Raw genomic sequence first — 14,602 nt, 5'->3', positions numbered from 1 at the left:
GGTGACGCCCGTGGCACCACGACCCTTGAACGAAATCGTCGAAGCGGGCTGGGCGAAGGCCCTGGAACCCGTCGCCGGGCAGATCACCTCGATGGGTGAGTTCCTGCGCGCGGAGATCGCCGCCGGACGCACCTACCTGCCCGCCGGGGCCAACGTCCTGCGGGCCTTCCAACAGCCCTTCGACGACGTCCGGGTCCTGATCGTCGGACAGGACCCGTATCCCACCCCGGGGCATGCCGTGGGGCTGTCGTTCTCGGTCGCGCCCGAGGTGCGGCCGCTGCCCGGCAGCCTCCTCAACATCTTCCGGGAGCTGAACACCGACCTGAACCTCCCGCAGCCGTCCAACGGGGACCTGACCCCGTGGACCCGTCAGGGCGTGCTGCTGCTCAACAGGGCGCTCACCACCGCCCCGCGCAAGCCCGCCGCGCATCGCGGCAAGGGCTGGGAGGAAGTCACCGAGCAGGCGATCCGGGCGCTGGTGGCGCGCGGCAAGCCGATGGTGTCCATCCTCTGGGGCCGCGACGCCCGCAATCTCCGCCCGCTGCTGGGCGACCTGCCCTCGGTGGAGTCCGCGCACCCCTCCCCGATGTCGGCCGACCGGGGTTTCTTCGGCTCGCGCCCCTTCAGCCGGGCCAACGACCTGCTGGTCCGGCTGGGAGGTCAGCCGGTCGACTGGCGCCTGCCGTGAGCGGCGGCTTCCTCGCCGTGGACTCCGGCGGTTCGGGTCTGCGGGCCGTCGTCGGCAGGACCGGTGACGGCGGTGGCGGCGCGGAAGGGCTGGCGCGGCGTTCGTCACGGGAGCCCGTCCGCACCGGGGAACGGGGTATCGATCCCGCGCACCTGCTGGCGCAAGTGCTGCCCATGGCCAGGGCGTTGAGCGCGGAGACCGGCGTGGACCGGCTCGGCACCGTGGTCGTCGGGGCCGCGGGACTGGCCACCCTGGGCGACGCCCTGCGGGCCGAACTGCCGGGCGCGCTCGCCCGGGAGCTGGGGGTACGGACGGTCGCGCTCGTCGCGGACGCCGTCACCGCGTACGTCGGCGCCCTCGGCCCCCGCGCCGGGGCGGTGGTCGCCGCGGGCACCGGGCTGATCGCCACCGGCACCGACCTGGTCCGCTGGCGCCGGGCGGACGGCTGGGGTCATCTGCTGGGCGACTGCGGCGGTGGCGCCTGGATCGGCCGGGCCGGCCTGGAGGCGGCGCTGCGCGCCCACGACGGGCGCCAGGGCGGTTCCCCGCCGCTGCTCGCCCGGGCCGAGGAGCGGTTCGGGCCGGTGGCCGGGCTGCCCGGCCGGCTGTATCCGCGGACGGACCGCCCCGCCGTCCTCGCCTCCTTCGCGCCCGACGTGGCCGCCTGCGCCGCCGACGACCCGGTCGCCGCGGACGTCCTGCGGGCCGCCGCCGGGCACATGGCCGACTCCGCCGCCGCGGTGTGCCCCCCGGGCGGGGAGCCGCGCGTCGCGGTCACCGGCGGCCTGCTGAAGCTGGGCGACCCCCTGGTCGTCCCGCTGGAGGAGGCACTGGCGCGGCGGCTGCCGCACGCGCGCCGGACGGCCGCGGAGGGCGATCCCCTGCGGGGCTCGGTGCGCATCGCGACGGACCTGGCGGCCGGCTCGCTCACCCTTCCGGGCGATGACCGGATGCTGTGGGTGACGACCGTGCCGGGCGGCCGGTAATCGCCCTCCGGTGAGGTGAATCGTGCCGATGTCAGCCGATCCGTACATCACTCTTCCGACAAAACCGGACGGATACCGCTCACCTGCACCCTCCCCGAACAGGGAAACCCGGGAAACCAGTAACATGCGGCGCCATGAGCTCCCCCACTGGGCCCGCCGGCCTGCCAGTACGAATGCCGCGCCCCCGCCAGCCCGGACGGCACCGCCGTCCCGAACCGCTGGTGGCTCCCGAGGGCGCGCCGGCGCTCGTCCTCGCGGTGCCGGGGACGCCCAGCAGCGCCACCCGAGGCCTCGCCGACGAGGTCATCAGCATCGCCCGCTCGGAGCTTCCCGGCCTCGACGCGCGGATCGGCCACCTCGACGGGGACGACGAGGAGTTCCCCTCCCTGTCGACCGTGCTCGTACACGCCGCCGAGGAACGCGCGGCACGCTACGAGCAGGCGGTCGCCGCCGGTCTTGACGTGAAGGAGCCCGAGGGCCCCGTCGCCGTCGTCGTGCCCCTGCTCGCCGGCCCGGACAACGCGCTGCTGCGCCGCATCCGGCAGGCCGTCATGGACAGCCGGATCGCGGCCGAGCTGACCGACGTGCTCGGCCCGCACCCGCTGCTGGCCGAGGCGCTGCACGTGCGGCTCTCCGAGGCCGGACTGGCCCGCGCCGACCGTGCCCGCCTGTTCACCGTGGCGACCGCCGCGGACGGCATCATCCTGGCCTCCGTGGGCGGTGACGAGGCCGTGCAGGCGGCCGGGATCACCGGCATGCTGCTCGCCGCGCGCCTCGCGGTGCCGGTGATGGCGGCGGCCCTGGACGACGAGGGCTCGATCGCCTCGGTGGCCGAGCAGCTGCGTTCCTCCGGTTCCCAGCAGCTGGCGCTCGCGCCGTACCTGATCGGCCCGGAGATCGAGGCGAGCCTGCTGGCGGAGGCGGCCCAGGAGGCGGGCTGCTCCACCGCCGAGCCCCTCGGCCCCTACCCGGCCATCGGGAAGCTGACGCTGGCCAAGTACACGACGGCGCTCGGCATCTCGCCGCAGCAGCCGCAGGGCACGCCGGTCCGCTGACGCGCGCGGCGGGCGCAGGCGCGACCCGTACGACGGAAGGGGCCCGCTCCGTTGCAGGAGCGGGCCCCTTCCGTCGTACGGTCGCGTGGTTCGCCGGGGCCACCGTGTGACCTGCGGCGCGTGGCCGCCGGGGTCCGGCGGAACCGGCGAAGGGCCGCCGGCCGCGCCGGTCAGCCGAAGACCACGCAGGACGCCGCGGGCACCGCGAGCGAGCCGGCCCGCCGGGGGACGCCCGTCTCCGGGTCCGGGACGAACCAGGTCACGTCTCCCGAGCGCTCGTTGGCCGCGTACAGGAAGCCGCCCGACTCGGTGATCTCCCGCGGCCAGTGCCCGCCGCACGGCACGGTCCCGGACAGCCGCAGCCCGTCCGTCTCGACGGCGAACACGGACAGGACGTCCTCACCGCGGGTCGCGGTCCACACGAAGCGGCCGTCGGACGAGACGACGATCCCGGACGGGTAGGCGTCACCGGACGGAGCCCCGGGCAGCACCGGCACCTCGCTGACCGGCTGAAGGACGCCGTCGGCGGCGTCCCACTGGCAGACGGTGACCGTCGGCGCCAGTTCGTTGACCACGTAGGCGCGGGAGCCGTCCGGGTGGAACGCCAGGTGCCGGGGGCCCGAGCCGGGGCGCAGCGCGATCTCCCGGTGCACGGCGAGGACGCCGTCCGTCAGGGTGCAGACCCGCACCGAGTCGGTGCCGAGGTCCACGCTGACCACCCACCGCCCGCTCGGGTCGGGCCGCACCTGGTGGGCGTGCGGTCCCTGCTGGCGCTGGGCGTGCGGGCCGGAGCCGGTGTGCCGGAGGACGCCGGACGGGGTGCGGGCGAGGGTGCCGTCGGGCCGGACCGGCACGGCGGTGACGCTGCCGGAGCCGTAGTTGGCGGTCAGGACGTGTCCGGCGTGCAGGCTGAGGTGGGTCGGCCCGTCGCCCCCGACGGACACCGGCCGCCCGGCGGGCTCGGGTTTGTCCCCGCTCACCCGGTAGGCGGCCACCGCGCCCTCGGCCGTCTCGCTGACCGCGTAGAGCGTGTCCCCGTCGGGCGCCAGCGCCAGGTAGGAGGGGTCGGGCAGGCGGTCCGTGCCGTTCAGGACCGTCAGCGCACCGGTGTCGGGTGCGACGGCCGCCATGACGATGCCGGGCCCGCCGGCCGCCGTGAACGACCCGATGAACGCCCGTCGCTGCCGCCTGCCGCCGTCTGCCACCGCTGGCCCCTCTCGTGTCGGCTCACGCCGCCTCGTACGCCTCGCGCCGCTCGTGCGGCTCCTGGTCGAGCGCCGACTGATCGTCTGCCCCGGGGCGACGGTAGCAGTCGATCAGCTGCGGTCTAGACCAAACGGGTGACGCGGGGCCGGGCGGGATCAGGCGCCGGCGATCGGTGAGCGGGAGGGGGCGTGCAGTGGCGCGGCGAGTTCGGCCAGGGCGCGTTCCACGCCGTGGAGGTGGACCAGCGCGGGTTCGGTGGCACCGGGTCCCTCGGCCCGGGCGGGGACCGCTCCGCCTCCGGTGAGTGCCTCGACGGCGTGCTCGACCCGCCAGCAGGCGGCGGCCAACCGTGCGTCGTGCGAGGCCTCGGGGTCGGCGGCGACGGCGACCAGGCCGCGGATCTCCCGGGCGCAGTCGTCGAGCAGCGCGAGGACCCGGCGGGCGCGGCGCTTGCGGCCGTACATCGGGTTCAGCGGGTGCACGAGCGGGGCGAGCGACAGCCGTACCCGGCCGAGGAGCTGCTCCAGCTCGGCCACCCGCGGTGCCGGGTCGGCGCCCTCGGTCCCGGCGAGGCGTGCGGCCGCCTCGGCGGTGCAGGCGTGGACGCAGCGCAGGGCGCGCTGGATCCAGGCGTCGTTGACGGCGTGCGTGGTGACGGGCAGGACGAACAGCACCGCGAGCGCGGCTCCCAGCGCGCCCACTCCGGTCTCCACGAGCCGCAGGGCGAGCAGCCCGGGGGTGAGGACGCCCAGCAGGCCGTAGAGCAGCTCGGCGAGGAGCGTCACGCAGAGCATCATCCAGGTGTAGGAGACGGCGGCGGTGTAGAAGATGCCGAAGACGCAGGCGGCGGCGAGCACGGCGGTGGGCACCGCGGACCCGGCGACCGGGACGGCGACGAGGAAGCCGAGACCGATGCCGACGACCGTGCCGAGGACCCGGCGGAAGCCGCGGACCAGGGTCTCGCCGCGCGAGGTGGTGTTGACGAACACCCACCAGGTGGCACCGACGGCCCAGTACCAGCGCTCGTCGGACACCAGCTGGCCCACGACCAGGGCGAAACCGGCGCCCGCCGTGGCCTGGACGGCCTGGCGGGTGGTGATGCGGTGCCCCCACGGCGGCGCGGGGACGGCGGGCGGGGGCAGGCGTCGCTCGTAGCACCACATGCCGAAGCGCACCGCCGCGGCGACGGCCACGGACAGCAGGACGGCCGCGAACATCTCGGGCAGCCGGTCCGTGGTCGCGTGCAGGAACTGGGCGACGAAGAAGGTCATGAAGGCGAACACGCCGAGGCTGTGCCCGCGCGGACCCCAGCGCCGGGCGTACACGCCCACGCCGACGACGGCGAGGAAGGTGAGGTCCCGTGCCACGGGGAGGTCGTGCAGTGCGGCCGCCGCGGCGAGCACGGGCAGTCCGGTGGCCGGCAGCAGCGCGGTGGTCAGCGCCTGCCCGCGCACGGTGGCGTCGGTGACGGTGAACAGGGCGAGCAGCGCGGCGAGCCCGCCGATGACGGCACCCACCAGGGAGGTGCCGGCCAGACCGCAGACGACGACGGCCAGACCGATACCGAGGACGGCCCGGGCGGCGAACCGCAGCCGCGTCCGCCCCGGGTCCGGGCTCACGAACACCCTCTTCAGCACTGATTACCGCCCCCTTCTACCGACCCGGACGTCACCGGCACGAAAAAGGCGCCGCGGGATCCGCAGCGCCATCGACTCGTCTATAGGAGCATCTCTTCCACCACTGGCTCAACAGGCCCGCGCACGAGTGGGCCATTGGTACAGTTTCCGCGGCACTTCCACGGCCACCGAAGAGCCAATGGCCGACGAAGGGAACCGGCACCATGGCGGTCGACGAACTCGACACCCGCATCCTCCGGCTGCTGCTGGAGCGGCCGCGCACCAGCGTGCGCGAGTACGCGCGCCTCCTCGGGGTCGCCCGGGGCACGCTCCAGGCCCGGCTGGACCGCCTGGAACGGGACGGTGTGATCACCGGCACCGCACCCTCCCTCTCCCCCGCCGCCTTGGGCCACCCGGTCCTCGCCTTCGTGCACATCGAGGTGACCCAGGGCCACCTGGACGAGGTCGGCGAGGCGCTGGCCGCCGTCCCGGAGATCGTCGAGGCCTTCTCCATCACGGGCGGCGGTGACCTGATGACCCGCGTGGTGGCGCGCGACAACGCACATCTGGAGGACGTGGTCCAGAAGCTGATCAGCCTGCCCGGCGTCGTGCGGACCCGCAGCGAGGTGGCGCTGCGCGAGCGCGTCCCGCACCGGCTGCTGCCCCTGGTGGAGTCGATCGGGCGGACGGCGCGGAAGTGACCCACGGCCCCTTGGCATGCTGGGCACCATGAGCACTCTCGGCGGCATCTCGGTCATCTTCGATCTCGACGGAACGCTCGTGGACAGCGAGCCGAACTACTACGAAGCGGGCCGTCGGACCCTGGCCGAGTACGGCGTGCCGGACTTCGGGTGGGCGGACCACGAGGGGTACGTGGGCATCAGCACCCGGGAGACCGTCGCCGACTGGAGGCGGCGCTACGGCCTGCGGGCCCCGGTGGAGGAACTGCTGGCCGTCAAGAACCGCCACTACCTGGAACTCGCGCACACCTCGGTCCGCGCGTACCCGCAGATGCGCGCGTTCGTCGAACTGCTGGCGGACCACGGGGTGCCTCTGGCGGTGGCGTCGGGTTCGTCACCCGAGGCCATCGCGGCGATCCTGGCCCGCACCGGGCTGGACGCGTGGCTGCGCACGGTCGTCTCGGCGGACGAGGTCAGCGAGGGCAAGCCCGCCCCCGACGTCTTCCTGGAGGCGGCCCGCCGGCTCGGGGCGGACCCGGGCGACTGCGTGGTCCTGGAGGACGCCGCCCCCGGAGCCGCCGCCGCGCACGCGGCCGGAATGCGCTGCATCGCGGTCCCGTACCTCGCGGCGCAGGCCGATGCCCCGGAGTTCGCCACCGCCGGCCTGCTGGTGCGCGGAGGGCAGGCGGAGTTCACGGCGCGGGCGGCGTACGAGTGGCTCGTACGGGCGGCCCGGACCGCCTGACCGTACCGGACGCCGAGATTTTGCCCGGGGAGGTGATCGGTTCGCCGCCCGCGTCCGTACCTCCTGGTGTCCGAGTCTGCCCTCGCCCCAGGAGGCACGATGCGCATCACGCGCACCACGGCAGGGACCGCCTTCGTGGCCGGTGCCCTGGTCCTCACCCTCACCGCGCTCGCGTATCCGACCATGCTCGGGGTGCAGAACACGTCCAGTGCCCAGGACCGCGTGATCACCAACACGCTGTACGGGCCGGTCACCGAGGCCGACCGGGACTTCGTGGTGAAGGTCAGGGCCGCGGGGCTGTGGGAGCACCCGCTGGGGCTGATGGCGATGGAGCGGGGGACGACCCCGGAGATGAAGGAGGCCGGGGAGCACCTCGTCGTCGGGCACTCGCGGCTCGACGCGACCTGCCGCAAGATCGCGCCCGAGCTGGGGATCACCCTGCCCAACCTGGCTTCCCCGCAGCAGCAGCAGTTCGTGTCGACCGTGGACGGGACCACGGGCAAGCAGTTCGACACGACGGCGGTCAACATCATGCGCATCACGCACGGCCAGATCTTCCCGGCGATCGCCAAGATCCGCGCCAACACCAAGAACTCCCTGGTGCGGCAGCTGGCCGACCAGGCCAACGACACGGTCCTGGATCACATCACCGTGCTGGAGAAGACCGGCCTGGTCAATTTCGACCAGGTCAACTTCCAGCAGTCTGCCCCGCCCGGCCTGCCCAAGGTGCAGCTCACGCCACCGGCGCCGCAGCCGGGTGAGCCGGTGCTCTCCCTCACCCAGCCGCCCGGGCTGGACGTCAACACCTCGGCGCCGACGCCCGGTCCGACGGTCCGCTGACGCGGCCGCCCCTCCGTGTCACCGCTGGCGGGGCCTGCCGCGCCGCCCGCCGCCCTTGCCGGCACCGCTTCCCTTGCCGCCGCCCCTGGCTCCGCCCTTGGCGCCGCTCCTGGCTCCGCCCTGGGCGCCGCCTTTCCCTCCGCTCTTCCCTCCGCCGCCGGCCCGTCCCCCCGTGGTCGGCTTGCGCCCGGCGTGGGCCGCTCCGGTGCGCTCGCCCTGCTGTGCCGTGGCGGCCGGCCTGCCGCGGGTGCTGTTGACGGTCCGGCCCCGGACGATGCCGATCAGGTCCTCCACGCGGTCCGTGTGCGCGTCCTCCGGCCAGCACAGCGCCACGCCCGACTCGGGCGCGTCCGTGACCGTCCGGTACGTGAGGTCCTTGCGGTGGTGCAGCCGGGCCAGGGACAGCGGCACGAGCAGCACACCGATCCCGGCCGCGACCAGCTCGACGGCGTCCGCCGTGGTGGCCGGACGCTCGAGCGCGGGCCGGCCGGGCGGCCGCTCCCAGCCGAGGACGTCGTCCAGGGGGTGCAGCACGATCTCGTCGCCCAGGTCCTCGACGGTCACCTCGTCGGCCGCGGTGACGAGGTGGTCCTTGGGGACCACCACGACCGTGGTCTCGGTGTAGAGCGGGATCGCGCTGAACACGGTCCGGTCGACGGGCAGCCGGACCAGTCCGGCGTCGGCGTCACCGGCCAGCAGCACGCCGCCCGCTTCGGCGGGGGTCGTCTGGGTCAGGGACAACGGGACGTCGCGCACTCGCTCGTTCCAGATGCGCACCCATTTGTCGGGCGTCACCCCCGGGACGTAGGCGAGCCGGAACGAGGGGGGTTCTACCGAGCCAGTCACCCGGCCAGGTTACCGGGCGTGGTCGCGGAGCGCGGTCGAGGACCGGGGGCGAGAGAACCGGGGGGCGAGAGCCGGGGGACGAGGGACCAGGTCGACGCCCGTGGCCGAGGACGTGGTCGCCGGGGGGCCGGGTTCCGCCGTCACCCGGCGTGGTCGGCGGTCGCTCGCACGCTCGATACCCTTGTCACCATGACGTCGCACCAGAACACCCAGACCATGAAGCCCGCGACCGCGGCCAAGAAGCTGGGTGTGTACCTCGAGGCCACACCCGCCGAGTTCCGGGAGGGCGTCGTCACGCGCGCCGAGCTGAACGCGCTCCAGACCGATCCGCCGTCCTGGCTGCGGGACCTGCGGCGCGACGGTCCGCACCCGCGGCCGGTGGTGGCGGCCAAGCTGGGTGTCTCCATCGCGGGCCTGCACCGGGGCGGCGTCTCGGAACCGCTCACCACGGACCAGATCGAGGCGCTGAAGCAGGAGCGCCCGGAATGGCTGGAGCGGGAGCAGAACGTCCAGGCCGACGTGCGCAAGGAGACGGCCCGCGTGAAGAAGCTGCACGCCGAGCGCGCGGAGCGGGCCGAGCGCGACTGACGTACGCGACGGACGTGCTCGCGGGCACGGGACCGGTCACCGTCACCGTCACCGTCTCACCGTGCGCGCCGGCTCGCGGCCGTCCGCGGCCCACCGACCTATCGGCCCGCCCCCCTGCGCTCACTCCTCGGCGCTCACTCCTCGGCCTTCTGCTCCGTCAGGCTCCAGGCGTACTGCAGCCAGTCCGACACGGCCACGGCGCTCAGACCCGCGCTCAGCAGCCGGGCGGCCCGGGGAGCGACGGCGTAGGTGCCGACGAGCCCGCCGGCCACCCAGGCGGAGGCGCAGAACGGGCAGGTCACGAGGTCGCCCACGGCCCGGCGCAGGCCCTTCCCGCGCGGCGTTTCCCCCACCACGGCCTCGTCGCCGTCATGCTCGTGCCGGGTGAAGGGAGCCCGCAGGAAGCCGGTGACCTTGTCCTTGGTCAGCAGCCGTGAGGCCTTGAACGTCGCCGTCCCGAGCAGGGCCAGGTCCCAGGGCGGGACGGTGTCCGGCAGTCGCAGCCCGCGGCGCCGGGCGGTCGCCGCGAAGACCGCGACGCCTGCCGCGAAGGTCGTCGCGAGCGCCGCGTACCCGCCGAGCGGAGTCTCCTCCTCCGCGCCGTCGTGGCGCTGTTCACCGTCCGTCATGGATGCCTCCTCCTGAACCGCCTCTCGGACGGGAGCCGGGTGCCCGGTTCCCGCCGTCCACACGCGTGGAACCGGGTCCGTCCGTCCACACGCATGGAACCGGGTCGGTCTCAGCGCTCCGCGGTCCGGCCGAAGAGATCGGCGCAGTCCGCGGGCAGGTGGGTCAGGAGACGGTCGACGCGTTCGTCGGGGACGGCTTCGGTGAGGGTCGAGAGTACGGCGCCCGCGTCCCACTCCGCGGTGCGCGGCCGGGCCCCGGTCTGCTGGGCCACGCGTCGGAGGAACTCCTCGCGGCCGAAGGTCTCCGGGTGTCCGCGTTCCAGGCGCAGCGCGTCGCCGAGCGGTGCCGGCAGGTCGGAGGCCAGCGCGGCGGCCTCCTCCGGTCCCACCCGGGACGCCACCGCCCAGAGGACGGCCGCGCTGACCTGCTCGGCCTCGTCCTCGCTGTGGTACTCGCCGCGGTCACGGACCAGGGTCAGGAATGCGTCGAGCCGCACGGCGTGCCTCCTTCCACCGGTGCTCCTGCGGGCCGGGTGCCCGTGGCCCGGTGGCGGAAACGGGCACGGGACGGCGATCGGGGCGGAGGGGGAACGGGCCTCGGGATCGCTCGGGCTCGGCGCGCCCGGACGCCCGGGCACGTGACTCCACGCCTGACGTGGACGCGCGGTCCGTGGCGGGCCGGTCGCGGCGCGTCGGTCGCCTCACCGGCTCGTCCGCCGGGCGTCGGTGAGGGCCAGCAACCGGGTCACGGCGTCGTCGGTGAACAGCGCCCGTCCGGCGGCGATCCGCTCCCGCCGGGCCGGGCCGGGGGCGGTGAGCCGCCGCAGCGCGCGGAGCAGCGCGGTGTCGTCCTCGGCGAGGTCCGAGACGCCCAGTGCGGCCATCCGCCGGACGCCGTCCGCACCGTGGCCGGGGATCGGGCGGTGCCCCACGACCGGCAGGCCGGCGGCGAGTGCCTGTACGGCGGTCTGGCCGGCCGCGTTGTCGACCAGGGCGCGGGCGGCGTGCAGCAGACCGGGCATGTCCGTCACCCAGCCCAGCGCCAGCACTCCCGGGGTCCCGGACAGCGCACGGCGCAGCCGCTCGTTGTCCCCGCAGAGCACGACCGGCAGGAACCCGTGGTCCGCCAGGAACCGGACGGTGGGGCGCAGCCGCGAGCCGACCCCCCAGGCGCCGGCGGACAGCACCACGGCGGGCCGCCCCGGACCGAGCCGGTCGAGAAGACCACGCCATCCGGCCGCCCCTGGAGGGTCGGCGAAGAACTCGGGCGCCACGACCGGACCGCACGTCGACGCGCGTGTGCCGGTGCTCTCCCGCACCTCGCGGGCCGCGTCCGGGGTGAGGCACAGGACGTGGTCGTTGCCGGCGTGGAGCCACTGCCGGTGGACCGCGAAGTCGATCACGAGGACGACGCTGGGCACGGGCAGCAGGCCCCGGGCCCGCAGGTGGCCGGTCAGCTGGGCGCCGAGGTGGAAGACGGGGACGACGACGTCGGCGCCCGTGCGCTCGGTCAGCTCCCGCAGCCGGCCGCCGGCCAGCCGGGCCAGGGGCGTGCCGCCGGGGCGGCGTCCGGTGCCGGGGCGCAGGAACAGGCGGTACAGGAGGGCGTACGCCCAGGGGAAGTGGCGGACCGACCCGCGGTAGAAGCGTCGCAGCGCCCCGCCCAGGCCGTACGGCAGCAGCGTGAGGACGTCGACGGTCACGGCCGTCTCACCGCGCTCCTCGGCCCGCCGGACGATTTCGGCGGCGACCGTGTCGTGCCCGGCGCCCATGCTCGCGCTGAGCACCAGCAGGCGCCGTCCGTCCGGCGGACCGGGCGGGGGGTCCGCCGCACGGCGGGACATCGATGAACTGCGAGGACGCACGGCGGCCCGGGTTGCCCGTGCGCCACGATCCAAACCGCCGCACAACCGGGCGTTTCGGGCGCGCTGTCGGGGATACTCCGTGATCGCCCGTCCGGCCGGACGCCGGAGCCCGACCGCCCGGTCAGCCGCTCGCCGGTGTCCGCCCCGAGCCAAGGTGGTCCTCATGGTCCATGCCTTCTCCCACCCCCGGTCGGCCCCCGGACCGCGGGTCGTCGCGCCCGACGCGGATCACGCCAGGCCCCGGCGGGAGCCCGTCGGCGGCCGGGGCACGCGGACCCGCACCGCGCTCGTGACCGGGGCGTCCTCCGGCATCGGCGCGGCCGTGGCCCGCCGGCTGGGCGACGAGGGTGACTGGCGGCTGGTGCTCAGCGGACGCGACCCGTCCCGGCTGCGTGCGGTCGCCGAGGACGCGTCGGCCACCGCCTTCGCGGCGGACCTGACCCTTCCCGGGGCCGATCGGCAGCTCGCCGACTTCACGCTGGCGACGGTGGGCCCCGTGGACCTCCTGGTGGCCGGGGCCGGGGTCGGCTGGGCCGGGGAGTTCGTGGACATGCCGCCGCACACCATCGACGAGGTGCTGGAGATCAACGTGCCGGCCACTCTGCGGCTGGTACGGCTGGTGCTGCCGGGGATGGTGGAGGCCGGGTCCGGGCGGGTGGTGCTCATCGGATCGCTGGCGGGCAGCGTGGCGGTGCGCGACGAGGCCGTGTACTCCGCCGCCAAGGCCGCGGTCGGCGCCTTCGCGGACGCCCTGCGCTACGAGTTGCGGGGCACCGGGGTGGGGGTGACGCATGTGGTGCCCGGTGTCGTCGACACGCCGTTCTTCGAGCGCCGCGGGACGCCCTACCGGCGGTCACGGCCCCGTCCCGTGTCCGCCGAGCGGGTGGCCGAGGCGGTGCGGACCGCGGTGGTCCGGGGCCGGGACGAGGTCTACGTCCCCGGCTGGCTGCGGCTGCCGTGCCGGGTGCGGGGTGCGGCTCCGGGTCTGTACCGGCGACTGGCCTCGCGGTTCGGGTGAGTTCCGGATGAGCGGGAACGCGCGGCGGTGAGTGTCCTCACCGTCGTCCTCGCCCTGTTCGCGGCGCTGTCCAACGCCGCGGCATCGGTCCTGCAACGCCGGGCCGCGGCGCAGGACGAGGACCGGGCGGGCGCCGTCCACACGGCGGTGCGCTCGCTGCTGCGGCTGGTGCGCGACCCGTACTGGGTGGGCGGCGCGGCGCTGCTCGCGCTGACCACGGTCCTCCAGGGGGCCGCGCTGTCGGTGGGCAGCCTGGCCGTCGTCCAGCCGCTCATGGCCACGGAGCTGCTCTTCACCCTGATGGTCGGCAGCGTCGTCTTCCACCGGCGGCCCGACCTGCGGACCTGGCTGGCCTTCGTGGCCCTGGCGGTGGGGCTCGCGCTGTTCCTCGGTGCCGCCAGCCCTTCGGCCGGTCAGGACACCGCCACCCCGGGGCGCTGGGGCTGGGCGGGCCTGGTGCTGTTCGTCCTGGTGACGGCCCTCGCCTCGGTCGGCGGCCTGGTGCGGGGCGCGCCCCGCGCCGCGCTGTTCGGATCGGCGTCCGCGGTGGCGTTCGGCGGTACCGCGGCACTGCTGAAGGAGGTCACCGGTCGCCTGCCCCAGGGGGTGGGCGCGGTGCTGACCCAGTGGCCCCCGTACGCCACGGCGGTCGTCGGGGTCGTCAGTTTCCTGCTGCTCCAGAGCGCGCTGCGGGCGGGAACCCTCGCGGCGTCGCAGCCGGCGCTGACCCTCGGCGACGCGCTGACCAGCGTCGCCCTGGGCTGGGCGCTGTTCGGCGAGGAGATCGCCCTCGGGGTGCGGGTGGTGCCCGAGCTGATCGGCGTGGCACTGATCGGCCTCGGCAGCATCGGACTGGCCCGGGCGCCGTCGGTCCACGGGGCGTGGGACACGGCCCCCGCGGCGCGGGACGGGCCTCGGCCGGGCGGACGACGGGCGGAGCACGGGCCGGGACGTGAAGGGGAGCGGGAGCGTGACGGCGGTCGGGAACGGGATCGGCAGGAGGACCGGGATCAGGACCGCTGGGGGGCATGAGGGGTCCGCGCGGCCCCGGGACAGGAGGCACACGATGCGCAGGAGACCGGCCATCGGAGCGGCGGTGTGCGCCGCCGCTCCGATGGCCCTCGCGCTGGCCCACATCGGCCCGGCCGCGACCTGGCTGCCGGGGTTCCGCCGGCGCGCGTTCCCGGGTCTGGCGGGACTGGGCCGCCCCGGCCACGTCGCACTCACCTTCGACGACGGCCCCGATCCGGCGTCCACCCCGCGCTTCCTCGACCTGCTGGACGAGCTGGGCGTACGGGCCACGTTCTTCCTGCTCGGCGAGGACGTCGTCCGCCACCCGGCGACGGCCCGTGAGCAGGCCCGGCGGGGACACGAACTCGCCGTCCACGGCTGGTCGCACGACCGCCCCTGGACACCGGCCCCGGCGCGGGACGCGCGCGAGCTGCTGCGGGCGGCCCACGCGGTGGGCGAGGTCGCCGGGCACGTGCCGTTCTGGTACCGCCCGCCCTACGGCATCCTCACCTCCGGACGCTGGGCCGCGGCACACCGGGCGGGGCTGCGGCCGGTGCTGTGGACCGCGTGGGGGAAGGACTGGCGGCCGGACGCCACGCCCGCGTCGGTCCGGGCCGCCGTCGCGGCGGACCTGCGCGGAGGCGGCACGGTCCTCCTCCACGACACCGACCACGCCTCCGCCCCCGGCAGCTGGCGGTCGGCGCTCGGCGCGCTGCCCGGCATCGTGCGCGACTGCCGGGAGGCGGGGCTGACGGTGGGGCCGCTGGGGGAACACGCGGTGGGCCGGCCGGACGCGCGGCCCGCACCGGCTCCGGCCCGGTGACGGCCC

16 protein-coding genes are annotated in these 14,602 nt (G+C 75.4%); 10 read left to right on the top strand and 6 right to left on the bottom strand.

The window, feature by feature from the left end:
- Positions 1-10: 10 nt before the first annotated feature.
- The 3 genes from AC07FV_RS13230 to AC07FV_RS13220 all read left to right on the top strand — a co-directional run bounded on the left by AC07FV_RS13230 (position 11) and on the right by AC07FV_RS13220 (position 2,729).
- A complete protein-coding gene (locus AC07FV_RS13230) occupies positions 11-688 on the top strand; it encodes a uracil-DNA glycosylase (protein WP_479086963.1) in 678 nt (225 codons plus the stop codon).
- The gene (locus AC07FV_RS13225; RefSeq protein WP_479086961.1) at positions 685-1,674 is read left to right on the top strand and encodes an N-acetylglucosamine kinase; all 990 of its coding nucleotides are present in this window, start codon (positions 685-687) and stop codon (positions 1,672-1,674) included. Before AC07FV_RS13230 ends, AC07FV_RS13225 begins: the two co-directional genes overlap by 4 nt.
- Before the next feature lie 134 nt (positions 1,675-1,808).
- Positions 1,809-2,729 carry a sirohydrochlorin chelatase gene (locus AC07FV_RS13220; RefSeq protein ID WP_479086960.1) on the top strand — a complete coding sequence of 307 codons (921 nt, stop codon included), beginning with the start codon at positions 1,809-1,811 and terminating at the stop codon, positions 2,727-2,729.
- Between the two features lie 170 nt (positions 2,730-2,899).
- Here AC07FV_RS13220 and AC07FV_RS13215 read toward each other — a convergent pair whose 3' ends face one another.
- On the bottom strand, positions 2,900-3,934 hold the full coding sequence (locus tag AC07FV_RS13215) for a lactonase family protein (protein ID WP_479086959.1): 1,035 nt from the start codon (positions 3,932-3,934) through the stop codon (positions 2,900-2,902).
- A gap of 156 nt (positions 3,935-4,090) precedes the next feature.
- Positions 4,091-5,572 carry an FUSC family protein gene (locus tag AC07FV_RS13210; RefSeq protein ID WP_479086958.1) on the bottom strand — a complete coding sequence of 494 codons (1,482 nt, stop codon included), beginning with the start codon at positions 5,570-5,572 and terminating at the stop codon, positions 4,091-4,093.
- Between the two features lie 203 nt (positions 5,573-5,775).
- On the opposite strand from AC07FV_RS13210, the gene AC07FV_RS13205 reads away from it, so the two are divergent.
- The 3 genes from AC07FV_RS13205 (at position 5,776) to AC07FV_RS13195 (ending at position 7,816) form a co-directional block, all read left to right on the top strand.
- Entirely contained in the window at positions 5,776-6,252 is a 477-nt protein-coding gene (locus AC07FV_RS13205) for an Lrp/AsnC family transcriptional regulator (RefSeq protein ID WP_356606641.1), read from the top strand.
- Positions 6,253-6,280: 28 nt separating this feature from the next.
- Positions 6,281-6,976, top strand: a complete 696-nt coding sequence (locus tag AC07FV_RS13200) for an HAD family hydrolase (RefSeq protein WP_479086956.1) — start codon at positions 6,281-6,283, stop codon at positions 6,974-6,976.
- Between the two features lie 99 nt (positions 6,977-7,075).
- Positions 7,076-7,816 (top strand): DUF4142 domain-containing protein, encoded by a 741-nt coding sequence (locus AC07FV_RS13195; protein ID WP_479086954.1) that lies wholly within the window; start codon positions 7,076-7,078, stop codon positions 7,814-7,816.
- An 18-nt stretch (positions 7,817-7,834) separates the two neighbouring features.
- On the opposite strand, the gene AC07FV_RS13190 is transcribed toward AC07FV_RS13195, so the two are convergent.
- A complete protein-coding gene (locus tag AC07FV_RS13190) occupies positions 7,835-8,662 on the bottom strand; it encodes a LysR substrate-binding domain-containing protein (RefSeq protein WP_479086952.1) in 828 nt (275 codons plus the stop codon).
- 189 nt (positions 8,663-8,851) lie between these two features.
- Between AC07FV_RS13190 and AC07FV_RS13185 the strand changes: the two genes are divergently transcribed.
- Positions 8,852-9,250: a DUF5997 family protein gene (locus AC07FV_RS13185; RefSeq protein WP_383636871.1), complete on the top strand. Its 399-nt coding sequence runs from the start codon at positions 8,852-8,854 to the stop codon at positions 9,248-9,250.
- A 134-nt stretch (positions 9,251-9,384) separates the two neighbouring features.
- Here AC07FV_RS13185 and AC07FV_RS13180 read toward each other — a convergent pair whose 3' ends face one another.
- The 3 genes from AC07FV_RS13180 to AC07FV_RS13170 all read right to left on the bottom strand — a co-directional run bounded on the left by AC07FV_RS13180 (position 9,385) and on the right by AC07FV_RS13170 (position 11,723).
- On the bottom strand, positions 9,385-9,879 hold the full coding sequence (locus AC07FV_RS13180) for a DUF1360 domain-containing protein (RefSeq protein WP_479086951.1): 495 nt from the start codon (positions 9,877-9,879) through the stop codon (positions 9,385-9,387).
- 110 nt (positions 9,880-9,989) lie between these two features.
- Positions 9,990-10,376, bottom strand: a complete 387-nt coding sequence (locus AC07FV_RS13175) for a DUF2267 domain-containing protein (RefSeq protein ID WP_479086949.1) — start codon at positions 10,374-10,376, stop codon at positions 9,990-9,992.
- Positions 10,377-10,580: 204 nt separating this feature from the next.
- A complete protein-coding gene (locus AC07FV_RS13170; RefSeq protein WP_479086947.1) occupies positions 10,581-11,723 on the bottom strand; it encodes an MGDG synthase family glycosyltransferase in 1,143 nt (380 codons plus the stop codon).
- A 184-nt stretch (positions 11,724-11,907) separates the two neighbouring features.
- Here AC07FV_RS13170 and AC07FV_RS13165 point away from each other — a divergent pair, with 184 nt between their 5' ends.
- From AC07FV_RS13165 to AC07FV_RS13155, 3 genes are read left to right on the top strand one after another with little or no spacing between them, the layout of a single operon-like run.
- Positions 11,908-12,762 carry an SDR family NAD(P)-dependent oxidoreductase gene (locus tag AC07FV_RS13165; RefSeq protein WP_479086945.1) on the top strand — a complete coding sequence of 285 codons (855 nt, stop codon included), beginning with the start codon at positions 11,908-11,910 and terminating at the stop codon, positions 12,760-12,762.
- A 27-nt stretch (positions 12,763-12,789) separates the two neighbouring features.
- Positions 12,790-13,794 (top strand): DMT family transporter, encoded by a 1,005-nt coding sequence (locus AC07FV_RS13160; RefSeq protein WP_479086944.1) that lies wholly within the window; start codon positions 12,790-12,792, stop codon positions 13,792-13,794.
- A gap of 34 nt (positions 13,795-13,828) precedes the next feature.
- Complete coding sequence (locus AC07FV_RS13155) at positions 13,829-14,596, top strand: polysaccharide deacetylase family protein (RefSeq protein ID WP_479086942.1); 768 nt, start codon at positions 13,829-13,831, stop codon at positions 14,594-14,596.
- Positions 14,597-14,602: the final 6 nt, after the last annotated feature.

It is taken from the genome of Streptomyces sp. NPDC045956 (assembly GCF_056430705.1).
Note: the sequence above shows the minus strand (reverse complement) of the source record. Positions and strands in the feature narration are given on the sequence as shown.